Consider the following 14,941-nt stretch of genomic DNA (forward strand, 5'->3'; position numbering starts at 1 on the left):
CATGAGCGACACATCAGCCATCCCCCTGGACGCTGAAACGGAACCGGAACGCCCTGAAACCCCGCCCTGGGATACGGAAACCCCGTCCCCAGCCGCCCCCCATCCCCCCGAAGAGACGCCACCGGTCGATGAACGTCTGGAAGCCCTGAACCGGATCGCCCGACGCAATCATGAACGGAACGAAACGCCGGCAAGACCGGAGCCAACCTTCCCGGAAGCCGCTGCCGCCGACCGATCCGATGAAAGCGACAAGGAAACCCCGTCGCAAAACGGATCCATGCCCCCCGGAACCAGGGATGGGCATGCGGAAACAATGCCGGTCCGATCCGACGAACGGGTGCCGGTCACCATCGATGGCAAAACCGAACTGCTGCCGCTCGACACGGTGGTCCGCGGCTATCAGATCGAGGCCGCCGCACGCAAGCGACTTGGAGCGGCGGCCTCGATCTTCAAACGGCTCAAACAGAGGGAATCATCCCTGGTCCCATCGGGACATCCTTCACTGGCCGTCGCACCGACCCCACCCCCATCCCAGGGACGGGAGTCGGCCACGGAAACCACGTCGATCCAGGAGATGGAAGAATACCTCCAGCAGAGCGAACCGGAACAGCCGCGGCCAGCCATTGCCCCGGTCGATCCGGAGCAACTGGCGGAATATGTCTTTCTGCGGCAGGAGGTTCGGAGTGAAAAGCAACGTCTCATCGACGCGCAGCCGCACATTGCCCGCGATGCCCGATTGTCGGGCATGCATGCGAACATCGTCATGGAGACGATGGAGGCCCAACCCGGCCTGCCGACGCGGGATTATTTTGATCACGCCACCGAGGCCATCAACCAATGGTTGCTCCAGTTGACCACGGCCAGGCTTAGCCGGACCAGCGATACCGGACAGCGGCTCATGGACAAGCGTGAGGCAACGAACAAACAGGCACCCATGGGAATTCACCGCAAGGTTTCCTCGGGAACCGATGCCCCGGCGCCGCCGACCTATGCCGACAAGATCCGGCAGATGAAACAGGCGCGGGGCCTGACATGAATGGAGGATCAAACACATGGCTGGACAAGTATGGAGCGTATCCGCCGACGGCGGATACATGTATGCCGACAACCTGTCGGAAAAATTGCGCTTTGCCGTGCAACCGCTCTCCAAGTTTCGCCAGTTCTGCGACATCAAGGAGGCCTTTGGCAAGAATCGCGGCGACACCTTCCACTGGAACGTCTATGGCGACGTGGCGGCCCAGGGGGGAACGCTGGTCGAGACCAGCACCATGCCGGAAACCAAGTTTTCCATCTCCCAGGGGACCCTCACCGTCCAGGAATATGGCAACAGCGTCCCCTTCACCGAGAAACTCGACAATCTTTCGGAACATCCGGTGACCGAGGTCATCCACCAGGTGCTCAAGCATGATGCCAACCGTACCCTCGACGCCGCCGCTCATGCCCAGTTCGCCATCACCCCGCTGCGCCTGACCTCAGGGACCTCCACATCGACCGTCACCCTGACCACCAACGGCACCGCCACGGAGACCAACAATGTCGCCTTTGGCAAGGGCCATGTGCAGGCGATCGTCGATCTGATGAAGGAGCGTTCGATTCCCGCCTATGACAACGGCGATTATTACGCCCTGGGACGGCCCGCGACCTTTCGTCAACTGAAGAAGGATCTGGAATCCCTGCATCAATACATCGAATCGGGGTTCAAGATGATCATGAACGGTGAAATCGGTCGCTACGAAGGGGTCCGTTTCATCGAACAGAACGGTATCGCCAAGGGGACCGGGACCACGGCGGGGAGCGCCTGGTCCAACGGCAACGATGCCGTTTATTTTCTCGGTCGGGATACCGTTGCCGAGGCGGTCGGCGTTCCCGAGGAGATTCGCGGCAAGATTCCGGGTGATTTTGGTCGCGACCGGGGCATTGCCTGGTACTACCTGGGCGGCTTTGGCATTTGCCATTCCCAGGCGGCCCAGGCCCGCATCCTGATGTGGGATTCGGCGGCTTGAACGACAAAAAAACCCTGAAATCGTAAGCCTCACAACCTACGCCGGGAAGGGGAACCCCCTTCCCGGACCCATCGACACTTTTTTCTTCCATCGAGGAGATCGACCTCATGTCCTACAGCGATCCCGATTTTCAGGTACGCCGTGAACATTGCGCCGGAGAAGTCGGCGGCGGGGCCACAACCGAATACGCCCGTTTTGCCTCTTTCCAGAAAGCCCGTTTGAAGAAAGTCCATTCCGTCGTCACCACCGCCGGCACCACCACCGATCACGGCTTCGACCTTTATTCCGGCACCTCCTCCATCGGCGCCATCACCCTGGGCACCAGTGCCGCCGGAGCCACCGCCGCCTCGGCAACCCTGGACGCCAGCATGACCGCCCTGGGTCGATTTTCGGTCAAATCCAAAGCGGACGCCACGGGCAAGGCAATCATCGTCTATGAATACGAAGTGACCCCCGACGCCGTCCAGACCGCCTGATTGTATCCCCATGTCCCCCAAAAGGAGTTTCTTCCATGATCGACGACAGTCATGCCTGGCCCGGCGAGGATCTTCCCGCCGCCACGGGCCTGGAACGGCAAGAGCCGCTTGACCTTGACTCCGGAGACGAAGCCCCCGGTGGTCGTCCTCTGGGGATTGGTCCCAGGACGATCCGCAGTCGGGATGGCACGAAGGAATTGACCATCCGTTGACGAAAGCCCCCCCTCTCGACCGAGGCATTCCACCCCAGGCGAGAGGGGGATCACCCACCACGAAGCAGGAGTCTCCCTCATGATGCACCTGATCGCCTCCCTGTCCCCCGAGACACCCTCCGCCGAAGCGACACCGAATTCGAATCGGATCACCCGCGACGGTTGCTGGAAAAAACCGATGAACCCGAAGTACACCGATTGGCAAGGCAACGTCCACCCGATGTCGTCCTTCCCCGACCGCCGCCATTACCATGAGGATGGCGCCCCCGCTGCGGAACTTGGAGGTCGGGAGGATCTGTGGTGATGCTCCTCGACCGGTCCCGCCCCTATGGCGAAGTATGGGGGGCCCCCGGAATTGCCTTCGTTCAGGGAAAATGGGTGTTCAATCATCGTGGACAGGCCATTGCCGCCCCTGCCGGACCGATCTGGCAAAGAATTCTCCATGATCCCGACCTGGCCCGTCATGAACTGACCGCCAACGCCGCCGCCAACACCGTGCGCGCACTGTCGCGTCTTTCCTGGTCCGAGCTGCGACGCATCGCCCGCGACGAATACACGCTGCATCCCGGACGATCGGGAAAGGAAGAATTGATCCAAAGAATCCATCGCCGCATCATGGAGCAGTCATGACCTGGAATCCCCTGACCCCCTCGATCAGTGAAACCGCCAAGATCCGTTACTTTGTCGTCCCTTTCACCCGCGGGATCGGAGCGGACCTGGGATGCGGTCCGGAACGGATCTGGCCCAAAGCCCTGGGAATCGATCGGACGCTTTCCCCCCATGGCGCGGCATTGGCCCGAGACATCGCCAACCTTGCCTTTTTTGCCGATGACAGCCTCGACTACATCTATTCATCGCATGCCCTGGAGGATTTTCCCGCCTCGCGCACCGAGGCCATCCTTGCCGAATGGTGGCGGGTGATCAAACCTGGGGGCCATCTGGTGTTGTACCTGCCCCACGAGGACCATTATCCCCGCGTCGGACAACCAGGTTGCAACCCGGCCCATCGGCGCAACTTCAATGAACAGGATACCCTGAACCTGATGCGCCGCCTGACCTCGGAGGGTGGATCCGGGGCCGTGGTAGCGCTTAACGAAGTTCGTAGCGCCGGTAACGAATATTCTTTTCTTCAGGTCTTTCGGAAAACACGACACCCAGGCTGGGCCGCCGCCCCTTCACTTTCAGGGAAGAAACGGGCCCTGGTGATCCGTTACGGCGGCTATGGCGATATTCTGCAGGCCTCGTCGGTATTTCCGGGACTCAAGAACCAGGGATACGAGGTTTGGGTCAATACCACCGGTCGGGGGCGGGACATCCTGGCACACGATCCCCACATCGACGGCTGGTGGTTGCAGGATCCCGAGCAGGTGCCAAACGCCTGCCTGGGAGATTATTGGCGCGCCCTGGAACAACGCTTCGACCGGGTGATCAACCTGTCCGAATCGGTCGAAGGGACCTTGCTGACCTTGCCCCACCGCGTCAACGACCGGTGGCCCGACCGGGCGCGTCATCTGTTTTTCAACCACAATCAAATGACCGTGATCCATGCCATCGCCGGCGTACCACCGGGATCCAATCTTCGTTTTCACCCCTCGGACAAGGAACGGCGGCAGGCGCAACGGATGCGCCGGGGACTGGGTCGGGGTCCGGTCATTCTCTGGGTTCTGGCCGGATCGTCGCTCCACAAGGCGTGGCCATTTGTCGATCATGTCCTGGCGGCGCTGCTTCTCGAAAAGCCCACCCTCCATTTCATACTGGTGGGCGATGAGTTTTGCCGTGTCCTGGAGGAAGGATGGCGCAACGAACGCCGCGTCCATCGTCGCAGCGGTCGCTGGGACATACGGAAAACCTTGAGCTTTGCCCAATGCGCGGATGTGGTGGTCGGTCCCGAGACGGGGGTGATGAATGCCCTGGGGCTGGAGGAGGTTGGCAAGGTATTGTTTTTGTCCCACTCTTCGGTCGAAAACATCTCCAGCCACTGGCAGCGGACCGTCAACCTGAAACCCCCGGCGGAGGTGACCTGCCATCCCTGTCACCGGCTGCACTATGACTGGGAGCGTTGCCACCGCGACCCGGAAACCGGCGCCGCATGGTGCTCCGCGGCGATCCGTCCCGACCGGGTCACGGCGGCGATCCTTTTTCTTCTGGGAGAACTTCATGAACAGAAACGAGGCCATCGAACTGATTCGACTCCGAACCGGACTGGATCATGTGCCGGGCTGGGATGAACGGATCCGAATGGAACTGGAAATGGCGCAGACCTCCCTGGAGTGGAACGCGGTATTGCCCTGGTTTCTCCTTGCCATCGATGATTCCCTGAGTGTTTTGGCGGAAGCCGCGACCCTGGCGCTGCCGGCGGGATTTCTCCGTCTTGGCAACCAGGGGGGGCTGTTCCGTTACGACAGCACCCGTGCCAATCCCTGGATCGGCTTGCAGCGCGACACCTACGAAAACCTCAATGCCCAAACCATGGACCGAGGAACGGTAACCCACTTTGCCCTTCTCGGGGCGACCATTCATTTGTTTCCCGTTCCCGACACCGCCACCAGTTTTCGTTTGATTCATTTCAAGTCGGGAGGATCCCTGGCGACCAACACCACGACCAACCCCTGGCTGGTCCACGCCCCGGAAGTATTGATCCACGAAGCCGCGGCCCGCGTCGATCCCAACCGCGCCGGATTGTGGCTGGAACTGGCGGAAAAGGAAAAAGCCCGCATCGGCATGCACGACGATCAACGCCACTTCGATGGCATGAACGTCCGCATCGTTGCCGAATGACCATCCCGGCAAACGCCCAGGCCAGGAAGATCCTTCCGTCTCCCTGGTCTGGTGCGTTCACCGCCTCATGATTCGAACTTCCTGGCAGGGTTCTTGTCATTTTTGTTAGAATCAGGAGGAAATTTCTTCAATTAATCATCATTTTAATTTTGGACATCATAATGTCAACACGGAATACAATTAATCGCAATAGAATTTATTGGATAATCACTTTCTTCTTGTCCTTGTTTCTTTTCCTCTTCGTCGCCGAGGTGATGATACGTTTTGCCGCGCCACAAAATCGTTCTGGTACATGGCTGGAACGCAACGAAAATGGATTGATGTTAAATCGGGCTTTCCATAATGCCCAACATCAGTTTGGCGACCGAACAGTCATCTACCATACCGGCCCCTTCGGCCTGAGAAGCAAGACGTTAGCACACAGTAACCGAAAAATCCTGGTGATTGGCGATTCATTTACCTTTGGCTGGCTACTCAATGAAGAAGATACCTATGTTCAGCATCTCCAAAATCGAGCAGATACTGAATATGGTCGGGGAGTCGTTCAATTCTTGAACGGCGGCGTGGGTGGGTCGGGAACAGATTCACATCTTGGTTTTGTTGAGACGTTCGGAGATATGATCAACCCTGATGCACTCATCGTCTACTTGAATGTTGATGATATAGGCCGCAGTTTTCGCAACAGGATGTATTTTCTTGCCGATACAGATGGGTTTGAACTGGTTCGATCAACCGTTGAAATATCATATTATGAGAAAATTAAGTCTATATTAAACAAAAGCACTGTTTATAGTGATGTACTACAATGGATATTGGAAAGGTCGCATGCTTTACAGTTCGTTCGCAATTTCCTTGTAACGTTCAATCAGAATGTCGCAGATCGAAAATCGGAAAGAATGGTTATTGGTGGTGCAGTCAACCGAATGGCCAATGTGACCCCCGCCGATGCAGTCCGCTTGGGACAGGCTTTGTTTATACGCCTGAAAAAATGGACCGATCAACGAAAGATTCCTCTGCTTGTATTAACCACCGGTTTTTTTAATCCAGAGGAGAGGATTGATGATCCTACTTATCATTTCTCTAATCAGTGCCATGACTTTTTCAAGTTATCAGGAATCGCTTATGGTGATCTGTATCCACTCGTTTTGGGAGCGGACGGCAAAGACGGCGTAATACTGAAAAAGCGAATGGAACATTTGATCATTCCGAATGAAACCCATCCCAACGAGAAAGGGGCGGCCACGGTTGCACTTGCCAGTTGGCCGTATGTCAAAGACCTGCTCCTCAGCATGCGCAACGACCAACACCAATTCAATGGCAAGAACGTCCGCACCGTTGCCGAATGACCGTCCCAAGTCAAAAGGGTCCTTCCCGCACTCCGGTCTGGTGCGTTTGTTTCCTCATGATTCGAACTTCCTGGCAGGGTTCTTGTCAAATTTGCTAGAATCAGGAGGAAATGACTCCAAATCATCCATTTTGTGACCGGCGATCCACACCAAGGAATCCCAATGCTCCTGCGCTTTTCAGTCACAAACCTGTTCTGCTTCGCCGACGAGGCGGAGTTGAACCTGGTGGCGACCAAGGATAAAAATCATCCCGAACATCTGTGCCCCGCCGACAAATTCAACGCCTTGCGGATTGCGGCGTTGTATGGCGCCAATGCCCACGGCAAATCACGGCTTGTCCAGGCGATGCAATGCGCCAAGACCATCATCACCAAGGGAACCACCGAACCTGGTCAGGCCATCCCCGTGACTCCCTTTCGCCTGGATGTTGACCTGCGACAAAAACCAACCCGGTTCGAATTTGTTTTTTCAACAAAAGAAACCATATATACCTACGGTTTCCAATGCGACGAAAAACAAATCTTTGAAGAATGGCTTTTTTCAAAACCCGCGAACCGACACGAAGTCAAATTGTTCGAACGCCGGGTCGATGGACAGGGGAATAGCGAATTCAACATTGGCAGGACCTTGCAACGCGGTAATACAAAGGGTCGGAGTTTCCTTAAATTTCTGACCCAGAGCGTCCGGGGAAACCAGTTGTTCCTCACAAGGGCAATCAACGATAATCTGGATTATCTATCCCCGGTCCATGACTGGTTCAATCATTCATTGAATATTTGGGAGGCTGGTGCGCCCATTCTTCCGGTCGCACTTCTTGCGTTGGAAAATGAACGCTTTCGAAATTTTGTCGGCGAGTCGATGAAGTCTTTCGATACGGGCATCAATGGTATTCATACGGAAGAAAGATCTGGAAAGCCATCACAAAAATTAGATTTTCTTCTACACACTTTCGAGTTCGGGAAAGATGTTGATCAGGAAGAAATAATACTCGAAGACAGTTCCGATCATGGGGGCTTGCTGCATTATTTTTCGAAGGACAAAATTCGATCGATAAGAATGCAAACACTCCATGAGGTCCCTGGTGACGATCCCGTGTTTTTTAAATTGAGTGATGAATCTGCCGGAACACGCCGTCTGATTCAATTGCTTCCCCTGCTGTTTGCAGAAGAAGCGATGGAAAACGTTTATGTCATCGACGAGTTGGACCGCACCCTCCACCCCAGCCTTTCCCGTGCATTCATTGAGCATTTTCTCAAGATCATCGGATGCGACAGGAATCAGCTAATCTTCACCACGCATGAAAGCAATCTTCTTGATCTTGACTTATTGCGCCGCGATGAGATATGGTTTGTCGAGAAAGATGCCAAGGGAAGATCACAACTCTATCCCTTGACCAGTTTTAAAGCCCGACCGGACATCAATATTGCCCGGGGTTACCTCCAGGGTCGGTTTGGCGCCATCCCTTTCATCGGTGACCCTTCCGCCCTGGGTTGGTAGACACACAAGGGATCGCTTTTTTGTGCCCAAATCACTGACATCAAGAAAAAGATTAAAGGGTCGGACCGGGTCGAGCACACGGGATTCACGACTCTTTGTCATTGCAACGGAAGGAAGTGAAACGGAACCATTGTATTTTAATTGTTTCAAGGAAAAATTTACAAATGGAAACAGAAAAATAAAGATTGCCATTCTTGGAGCCGGTGGCAAGCAGAGGTCTTCACCAAAACAGATACTTGGAAGAATCGATACCTACATCCAGAAGAACGACATAAAGAAAGATGATGAATTCTGGCTGGTACTGGATGCCGAGAGCAGAGGCGGAAACGATCTGGACAGTATTGCCACGGAAGCGAAGAGGAAAAAATATCGTCTTGCCATAAGCAATCCCAGTTTCGAGATCTGGCTGTTATGCCATCGTCAACGCCCACCCGGAGGACCGGTCGAACAACGCCATCTCGAAGACTCGTTGAGCAAAGCCCTTGGAAAATCCTATGAAAAGGGAAAAATAACGTGCGACGATTACATGAACGCAGTTGATAAGGCCATCGCCATAGCCAAAAAATCAGATCTTTGCCCCGACGCTGCCTGGCCCAAATCCACGGGCACCCATGTTTATCGAGTCATCGAGTCCATCAAGGCCTTCATCAACGCAACCACCGCATCCATCTGATCGGACCGCCTGATTAACTCCATGCGCACGAGGTACCAGATTTATTATTTCTGGAAAAGGAACCATGCAATTATCATTATCAATCGTCAATCAACCTATTGCCTATTTGGTGCTCAAGCATGAACGGAAGACCAGAAATACCAACTGAAATAAAACGTAAAGTTCTTGTCGAAGCTGGGCATCGGTGCGCAATTCCGACTTGTCGGCATATCGATGTAGATGTTCACCATATCGTGCCTTGGGAAAAATGCCAGAAGCATGAATATGAGAATCTGATTGCCCTCTGCCCAAATTGCCACCGTCGAGTACATAAGAATGAGATTGACAGAAAATCATTGGCCATTTACAAAAATAATCTCAGGAAAGCGCACGATAAATACTCGCAATTCGAAATTGACTTTCTTTACGAGACGTACTTAATCAGAGACAATAAAAACACTGGCATACAGTTTCCACCATACTTAATTTTACTGATTAAAAGGCTTCTTGAATCTGGTTTTCTGTCAAGGACTGTGACTCAAGGTGGTGTTTACCTGATGGAAATGAAGTCAAGCCCAGACATATACAGAATCACCAACATAGGAATAGACTTCATAGAATCATTTTCTAAAGACAATGAAAAAAATTTACCTTGATGTTTCCAGCGACTTGCACAGGTCAACCATTCCTGAGTCCCCTGCAAAAAGTCCGTAACTGATTGAAATTGCTAGACTTTATTTTCAGACTCGAAATGCGGATTTTCTGAACTATATCAATATGTTGTCCAAATTTTCCCCAGACTTTTTGCAGGAGACTCATTCCTGAATGCGCCCATTTTCTGCCATCGGGCCAGGCGGCTGCGCATCAACGCCTGGGTAACTATTCAGACCCCTCCCCGTATTAAAATTATTGAAAGAAAAAAGGGGTCTGGGAGATTTCCCCCAGGGTTTTGACTTTTCTTTTTGTTTTGACTTTGTTTTCACGCGCCATTTCACCCGAAGCGAATTTCCGCGTTTTTTGCGGAAATTCGCGCAAGACGCGCCCCCTTGCTCAAGTCTTTTCGCGGTTTTTGCGAAAAGACCAGGACACATTGCAAGTTTTCAGGCCTTTCAACACGCAAGGGGTTTGTCTTCCTTCGCAAAAACCGCGAAGAAGGGCAGGCCAAAGGGCGCGTCTATGCAAGATTCCCGCAAAAACCACGCGGGAATCTTGCTTCGGGTGAAATGGCGCGTGGAAAAACAAAGTCAAAAACAAAACCCTGGGGGCAATCCCCCAGACCCCTTTTTTCTTTCAATAATTTTAATACGGGAAGGGGTCTGAACGATTACACGCCTGGTCCGATGGTTCATCCATTGACACGTCCATCGTCGATCGTCGTTGTCCCCCAAGGATCACCATTCCGGCATCAACACATACACCACACAGGAGATCGTCCATGACCGTCGGACTGACGAAAGGGAATGCCATTTCCCTGATTGGATCACGTTTTGGCAATCGCAGCGACCTTGACACCATCATCGAGGATGAACTCAACCTGTCCCAGACCCAGGCGTTGGAAGGGGGAGATTTTCTTCCATGGTTTTTGATCCGCGAGGTCAAGACGACCGTTCGCGCCGGAACGACCCGGGTTTCCATGGATGCCCTGGGGGCGAGCGAACTGACCACCAATGGTTCCTTCTCCAGCGATACCGGCTGGACCAAAGGAACCGGTTGGACCATCTCGGGAGGCAAGGCCACCTCCGATGGTTCCCAATCAACCACTTCCGATCTGGAACAGGATATTTCGGTCACGCAGAACAGTTATTACACCCTGCGCTTCACCCTGTCGGCAATGACGGCGGGAACCCTTACCCCAAAAATCGCCGCCACCTCCGGAACCACTCGCTCCGGCAATGGTCATTATGAAGAAAGAATCATGGCCGGGGCGGGAACCACCCCGCGGCTCGAATTCTCCGCCGATGCCGATTTTATCGGATCCATCGACAATGTGTCGGTCTGGGGAGAGGGAGACGCCAAACTGTTGCGGGTCTATGAACACGGCGGCATCTACTGGGGCGCTTCCGGCAGTACCGCGCCAACCGCCGAACTCCTGCGCGGCACCTACAAATACCTGTGGAGCAAACTCAATACCGAAAGCGCCGGAACGCCAACCCACTACGCCATCCGCGGACGCGATCTGATCCTCTATCCCGTGCCATCCGCCGATTTTGAATTGTTCAGCGTCGGCTACCATCGCGAAGCCCCCTTCTCGACCCTGGCCACCGGAAACTCCAACGCCTGGCTCCGCCATGCCGCCGACTGGTTCATCGCCGAGGCCTCCTTTCGCGTCGCCTATCATCTCAAGGACAACGAAAGTCTGCAAAAATTTCAACAGGAAGCCGCCCTCGCCAAGGCCCGGGTGATGCTCGCCCATCGCGCCAACGCTCATCCCACCGAAATGAGCAACACCGGAGGTGCCGCCTGATGTGGTGCCGTTACGTCTACAAAGCCGCCGCCACCAAAGCCAATATTCTTTCCGACGTGGTCAAACTGCTGACTGGCGAAACCTCGCTTGCCAACCTGTCGAGCGATTGCGATACCGCCGCCTCGCAACTGGTGACGACCGTCGCCGCCGGCTGGAGCCTTCACGACAACGCCGCCGGCACCAATGCCAAATGCCTCAAGGCCCCCTTCGCCGACGATGCCGCCACCTGCAAATACCTGGTGCTCGATACCAATACCACCGGATACATCTTTGGCAAGGTTTACGAAACCTGGAATGCCACTGCCCATACCGGCACCAATCTGGCCTACTATTCCGACAACACCACCTACTGCCAGAGGATCAGCACATCGAGCGCCAAGATCTACCTGTCATCGTCGGCACGGCATGCCCTCCTGTTTTCCAACATGGCCGGAACCCTCGGCAGTTCGACCGGTAACTCTCCCAGCGGTCTTCTCGAACGCAGCCGAACCATGGCCTGGGATACCGTCGCGGCAGGATATCCCCCCTGTTCATTCGTCAACTTCAGTCTTGCCAACGGCTCCGGCGATCTCTATCCGCCGCGGATCAAACGCCGTTCCACCACCGACGGCACCGGGGCTTCGGCCATCTCGACCCTGGCCAGCACCTGTGTCAGTTATGTCGGCGCGTTCAGCGAAACAGGACTTATCACCGATGGCCAGGGGGGTGAATACATTCCACTCCTGCCGTTGATCATGACCCGGTGGAACCGGGGAACCACCGCGTTTCCCGGCATTTTCGGCAATTTTTCCGCGCTCTGCGACGTATGGATGATCCCGACCGGGGTGTTCGCCGTATTCGACGAATTCCTCGCCGGCGGCAACACCTACATCGCTTTGAGCAACAGCATCGGGGTCAAATATTGTACAAGGAAAGCCTGATGTACTGTAAATATGCCTACAATCCCGGAGCCACCTACGCCAATTTTGTCGCCGACATGGTCAAGCTCCTGACCGGCGAGGCAAATCTTGCCAACCTGTCATCCCAATGCAATGTCGCCCGATCGGAACTCGTCACCACCATCCCCGCCGGATGGAGCGTTCACGATGCCCAGCCGGGCGGCGACTATCAGGTGCTGAAAGCCCCCTGGGCCGACAACGCCGGAACCAAATATGCCAAAGTCGGCTCCCTCCTCGATTCGGGCGCATCGATCAACATTTGCCACGGATACGAAACCTGGGATGCATCAACCCATGCGGGAACCGGACTGGCCTATCTCTCCGGCACAGGCATCTACGCCCAACGATTCGACCCCAACGGCAGCGGCATTCTATACCTTTTCGCCAGCGCCCGCTTCATGATGATGTTGGGGATCACCGCCTCGGGTCTGGTCGGCGGCAGCACCTTTTCGGGTCCGTCGGGTCTGTTCGAACATACCCGCGCCATGCCCTGGTGCAGCGCCGCCAACGCCGTCGGTCCCTGGGGCTGGACCAATCTGGCCTGGTATGGCAGCTACGATACCGGCTTCAGCCCCATCCGATGCAAACGCCGCTCCACGGGACTCCTGGAAACCGGTTGCGCCCTCGCCCTTGGCGTTCCCGGTGGTCACGGCATCGCCGATTCCCTCAATACCGGCACCTGTGAACACTCCCTCGTCGATTCGGCCACCATGGCGGTGGTGATGTACCCCTTGATCCTGACCGGCATCGAATGGGATCAAGCCTCCAATGGCGGCGTTTCCGGTTACCACGGCAACCTGTCCAGCGTCTGCGATGTCTGGGGGGTGCAATCGGGAAGCCTGTGCCTGGGAGATACCCTGACCTGGAACGGACGTACCTACATGGCCCTGTTGAATGCCTCCAGCGTCAACATTCTTGCCCGAAAGGAATAACCCCCATGCCCTATTACGGCATCATCTCCTCCCTGCCCGACATCCCTGCGGCAACATTCACCCTGGTCGGCGACGCCATTCCCATCGAGGGCAGTCCCGCGGGGATTGTCGGATGTTATTCGGCGGAAACCCGATGGAGTTCGCAACTTTAATTCCAGGAGCTTTCACCATGCCCCTCTTCACCGTCACACAACTGGACCAGTTCGGCATCATCAGCGACAAACCCGCCCACACCCTCCCGCCGAACGCCTTCTCTTCGGGCATCAACGTCAAGTTCACCGGAGGGGCCGCCCGCAAGGTGCAAGGATACAAAGCGGTCCTGGGCACCCTCGGTACCGCCCCGAATTTTCTGCGCACCATGTACGATCAACTCTGTTATTGCGGTACCGCCGCAGTCTTCACCGTCAAGGACGGCACCCATCACGAAGTGACCCGTACCGCGACCGGCGCCGACATGGTCTACGACGGATCCATGACCGACTATGATGCCACCAAACCCTGGTGGACCCTGGGCACGGGTTGGTCCATCAACACCGGAACCGACAAGGCCCAGTGCAACGGCTCGCAAACCGGCGCCAGCGCCCTGTCGCAGAATGTCAACATCAAGGAAGGACGGTCCTATACGGTATCGTTCACCATTTCCGGCTATTCCGCCGGCACCCTGACCCCCAAGGTGGGGGGAATCGCCGGAACCGCCCGCAACGCCAACGGAACCTTCACCGAAACCATCTCCGCCACCTCGATCACCAATCCCCTGCTCACCCTCGAAGCCAACGCCGACTTCGTCGGTGATGTCACCGCCATTGGCTGCACCCAAACCCAGAGCGCCTACAACGCCGAACCCAACCTGGGATGGAACGGCGATGCCCTCGGCGGGGTCGGCTATCTCAACAACGGCATCGATGCCCCGCAAATGTGGAATCCCCTGTCCCACACCACCCGCCTGGCCAATCTTGCCAACTGGCCTGCGGGCATGACCATTCGCAGCCTGCGGTTTTTCAAGTCGTTCCTCATCGGTATTTTTCCCACCAAGGGGGGAATCGCCTTTCCCCAGGTCATCCGCTGGAGCCATCCCACCGAGCCGGGGCAGGTCCCTGAAACCTGGGATGTGGGCGATGCCACCAGACTGGCCGGAGAAACGGTCATCGACGAAACAGGATCGGCCCTGGTCGAAGGAATGCCGCTGCGCGACCAGTTCATCGCCTACAAGGATGACCAGATCTGGTCCCTGACCTATGTCGGCCCCCCCTATGTCTGGAAAGTCGCCCCCGTGGTCAAATCGGTGGGACTCCTCGCCGCCAACTGCGTCGCCATGGTCGAGGGACAACATTATTGCATGAGCCGCGACGACATCTACATGTTCGACGGCCACAACGCCCAAAGCCTCCTCACCGGACGCAACCGCGCCTGGCTCGAACAACAAATCGACCCCGATAACGGCCAACGCGCCTTCGTCAGCGTCAACCGCAGCGAACGCGAGGTCTGGTTCTGCTTCCCCGAACGCGCCTCCTCCTGGTGCTCGCTCGCCCTCACCTACAACTACGCCCACAACACCTGGGGCATCCGTGACCTGCCCAACGTGTCGTCGATGTCGGAAGTGTGACCCGCGATCGATAACCCACTTCAACACACAAACAGAACAG

The 14,941-nt window shown here is 55.7% G+C and carries 17 protein-coding genes; all 17 read left to right on the forward strand.

The window, feature by feature from the left end; genetic code table 11:
- Nucleotide 1 precedes the first annotated feature (1 nt).
- The 17 genes from HQL76_08840 to HQL76_08920 all read left to right on the forward strand — a co-directional run bounded on the left by HQL76_08840 (nt 2) and on the right by HQL76_08920 (nt 14,901).
- On the forward strand, nt 2-1,036 hold the full coding sequence (locus tag HQL76_08840) for a hypothetical protein (protein MBF0109268.1): 1,035 nt from the start codon (nt 2-4) through the stop codon (nt 1,034-1,036).
- Nucleotides 1,037-1,052: 16 nt separating this feature from the next.
- Nucleotides 1,053-2,003 (forward strand): hypothetical protein, encoded by a 951-nt coding sequence (locus HQL76_08845; GenBank protein MBF0109269.1) that lies wholly within the window; start codon nt 1,053-1,055, stop codon nt 2,001-2,003.
- A 107-nt stretch (nt 2,004-2,110) separates the two neighbouring features.
- Nucleotides 2,111-2,479, forward strand: a complete 369-nt coding sequence (locus tag HQL76_08850; protein ID MBF0109270.1) for a hypothetical protein — start codon at nt 2,111-2,113, stop codon at nt 2,477-2,479.
- 35 nt (nt 2,480-2,514) lie between these two features.
- Entirely contained in the window at nt 2,515-2,691 is a 177-nt protein-coding gene (locus HQL76_08855) for a hypothetical protein (GenBank protein ID MBF0109271.1), read from the forward strand.
- A 79-nt stretch (nt 2,692-2,770) separates the two neighbouring features.
- Entirely contained in the window at nt 2,771-2,995 is a 225-nt protein-coding gene (locus HQL76_08860; GenBank protein ID MBF0109272.1) for a hypothetical protein, read from the forward strand.
- On the forward strand, nt 2,995-3,321 hold the full coding sequence (locus HQL76_08865; protein MBF0109273.1) for a hypothetical protein: 327 nt from the start codon (nt 2,995-2,997) through the stop codon (nt 3,319-3,321). Before HQL76_08860 ends, HQL76_08865 begins: the two co-directional genes overlap by 1 nt.
- Nucleotides 3,318-4,919: a methyltransferase domain-containing protein gene (locus HQL76_08870; protein MBF0109274.1), complete on the forward strand. Its 1,602-nt coding sequence runs from the start codon at nt 3,318-3,320 to the stop codon at nt 4,917-4,919. The genes HQL76_08865 and HQL76_08870 overlap by 4 nt, the downstream gene beginning before the upstream one ends.
- Nucleotides 4,849-5,469, forward strand: coding sequence for a hypothetical protein (locus tag HQL76_08875; protein MBF0109275.1), 621 nt, complete (start codon nt 4,849-4,851; stop codon nt 5,467-5,469). Before HQL76_08870 ends, HQL76_08875 begins: the two co-directional genes overlap by 71 nt.
- A gap of 218 nt (nt 5,470-5,687) precedes the next feature.
- The gene (locus HQL76_08880; protein ID MBF0109276.1) at nt 5,688-6,815 is read left to right on the forward strand and encodes a hypothetical protein; all 1,128 of its coding nucleotides are present in this window, start codon (nt 5,688-5,690) and stop codon (nt 6,813-6,815) included.
- A gap of 162 nt (nt 6,816-6,977) precedes the next feature.
- Nucleotides 6,978-8,312 (forward strand): ATP-binding protein, encoded by a 1,335-nt coding sequence (locus tag HQL76_08885; protein ID MBF0109277.1) that lies wholly within the window; start codon nt 6,978-6,980, stop codon nt 8,310-8,312.
- 22 nt (nt 8,313-8,334) lie between these two features.
- The gene (locus HQL76_08890) at nt 8,335-8,985 is read left to right on the forward strand and encodes an RloB domain-containing protein (GenBank protein ID MBF0109278.1); all 651 of its coding nucleotides are present in this window, start codon (nt 8,335-8,337) and stop codon (nt 8,983-8,985) included.
- 119 nt (nt 8,986-9,104) lie between these two features.
- Nucleotides 9,105-9,620 carry an HNH endonuclease gene (locus HQL76_08895; GenBank protein ID MBF0109279.1) on the forward strand — a complete coding sequence of 172 codons (516 nt, stop codon included), beginning with the start codon at nt 9,105-9,107 and terminating at the stop codon, nt 9,618-9,620.
- A 779-nt stretch (nt 9,621-10,399) separates the two neighbouring features.
- Nucleotides 10,400-11,428 (forward strand): hypothetical protein, encoded by a 1,029-nt coding sequence (locus HQL76_08900; GenBank protein MBF0109280.1) that lies wholly within the window; start codon nt 10,400-10,402, stop codon nt 11,426-11,428.
- Nucleotides 11,428-12,348, forward strand: a complete 921-nt coding sequence (locus HQL76_08905; GenBank protein MBF0109281.1) for a hypothetical protein — start codon at nt 11,428-11,430, stop codon at nt 12,346-12,348. Before HQL76_08900 ends, HQL76_08905 begins: the two co-directional genes overlap by 1 nt.
- Nucleotides 12,348-13,298: a hypothetical protein gene (locus tag HQL76_08910; protein ID MBF0109282.1), complete on the forward strand. Its 951-nt coding sequence runs from the start codon at nt 12,348-12,350 to the stop codon at nt 13,296-13,298. The genes HQL76_08905 and HQL76_08910 overlap by 1 nt, the downstream gene beginning before the upstream one ends.
- Nucleotides 13,299-13,303: 5 nt before the next feature.
- The gene (locus HQL76_08915; GenBank protein MBF0109283.1) at nt 13,304-13,450 is read left to right on the forward strand and encodes a hypothetical protein; all 147 of its coding nucleotides are present in this window, start codon (nt 13,304-13,306) and stop codon (nt 13,448-13,450) included.
- Nucleotides 13,451-13,467: 17 nt separating this feature from the next.
- Complete coding sequence (locus HQL76_08920) at nt 13,468-14,901, forward strand: hypothetical protein (GenBank protein MBF0109284.1); 1,434 nt, start codon at nt 13,468-13,470, stop codon at nt 14,899-14,901.
- Nucleotides 14,902-14,941: the final 40 nt, after the last annotated feature.

This window comes from Magnetococcales bacterium, assembly GCA_015228815.1.
Taxonomy (GTDB): Bacteria; Pseudomonadota; Magnetococcia; order Magnetococcales; family UBA8363; genus UBA8363.

Coding starts and splice junctions, on each gene's coding strand:
- HQL76_08840 (MBF0109268.1), top strand. CDS start 2: ATGAGCGACACATCAGCCATCCCCCTGGACGCTGAAACGGAACCGGAA.
- HQL76_08845 (MBF0109269.1), top strand. CDS start 1,053: ATGGCTGGACAAGTATGGAGCGTATCCGCCGACGGCGGATACATGTAT.
- HQL76_08850 (MBF0109270.1), top strand. CDS start 2,111: ATGTCCTACAGCGATCCCGATTTTCAGGTACGCCGTGAACATTGCGCC.
- HQL76_08855 (MBF0109271.1), top strand. CDS start 2,515: ATGATCGACGACAGTCATGCCTGGCCCGGCGAGGATCTTCCCGCCGCC.
- HQL76_08860 (MBF0109272.1), top strand. CDS start 2,771: ATGATGCACCTGATCGCCTCCCTGTCCCCCGAGACACCCTCCGCCGAA.
- HQL76_08865 (MBF0109273.1), top strand. CDS start 2,995: ATGCTCCTCGACCGGTCCCGCCCCTATGGCGAAGTATGGGGGGCCCCC.
- HQL76_08870 (MBF0109274.1), top strand. CDS start 3,318: ATGACCTGGAATCCCCTGACCCCCTCGATCAGTGAAACCGCCAAGATC.
- HQL76_08875 (MBF0109275.1), top strand. CDS start 4,849: ATGAACAGAAACGAGGCCATCGAACTGATTCGACTCCGAACCGGACTG.
- HQL76_08885 (MBF0109277.1), top strand. CDS start 6,978: ATGCTCCTGCGCTTTTCAGTCACAAACCTGTTCTGCTTCGCCGACGAG.
- HQL76_08895 (MBF0109279.1), top strand. CDS start 9,105: ATGAACGGAAGACCAGAAATACCAACTGAAATAAAACGTAAAGTTCTT.
- HQL76_08900 (MBF0109280.1), top strand. CDS start 10,400: ATGACCGTCGGACTGACGAAAGGGAATGCCATTTCCCTGATTGGATCA.
- HQL76_08905 (MBF0109281.1), top strand. CDS start 11,428: ATGTGGTGCCGTTACGTCTACAAAGCCGCCGCCACCAAAGCCAATATT.
- HQL76_08910 (MBF0109282.1), top strand. CDS start 12,348: ATGTACTGTAAATATGCCTACAATCCCGGAGCCACCTACGCCAATTTT.
- HQL76_08915 (MBF0109283.1), top strand. CDS start 13,304: ATGCCCTATTACGGCATCATCTCCTCCCTGCCCGACATCCCTGCGGCA.
- HQL76_08920 (MBF0109284.1), top strand. CDS start 13,468: ATGCCCCTCTTCACCGTCACACAACTGGACCAGTTCGGCATCATCAGC.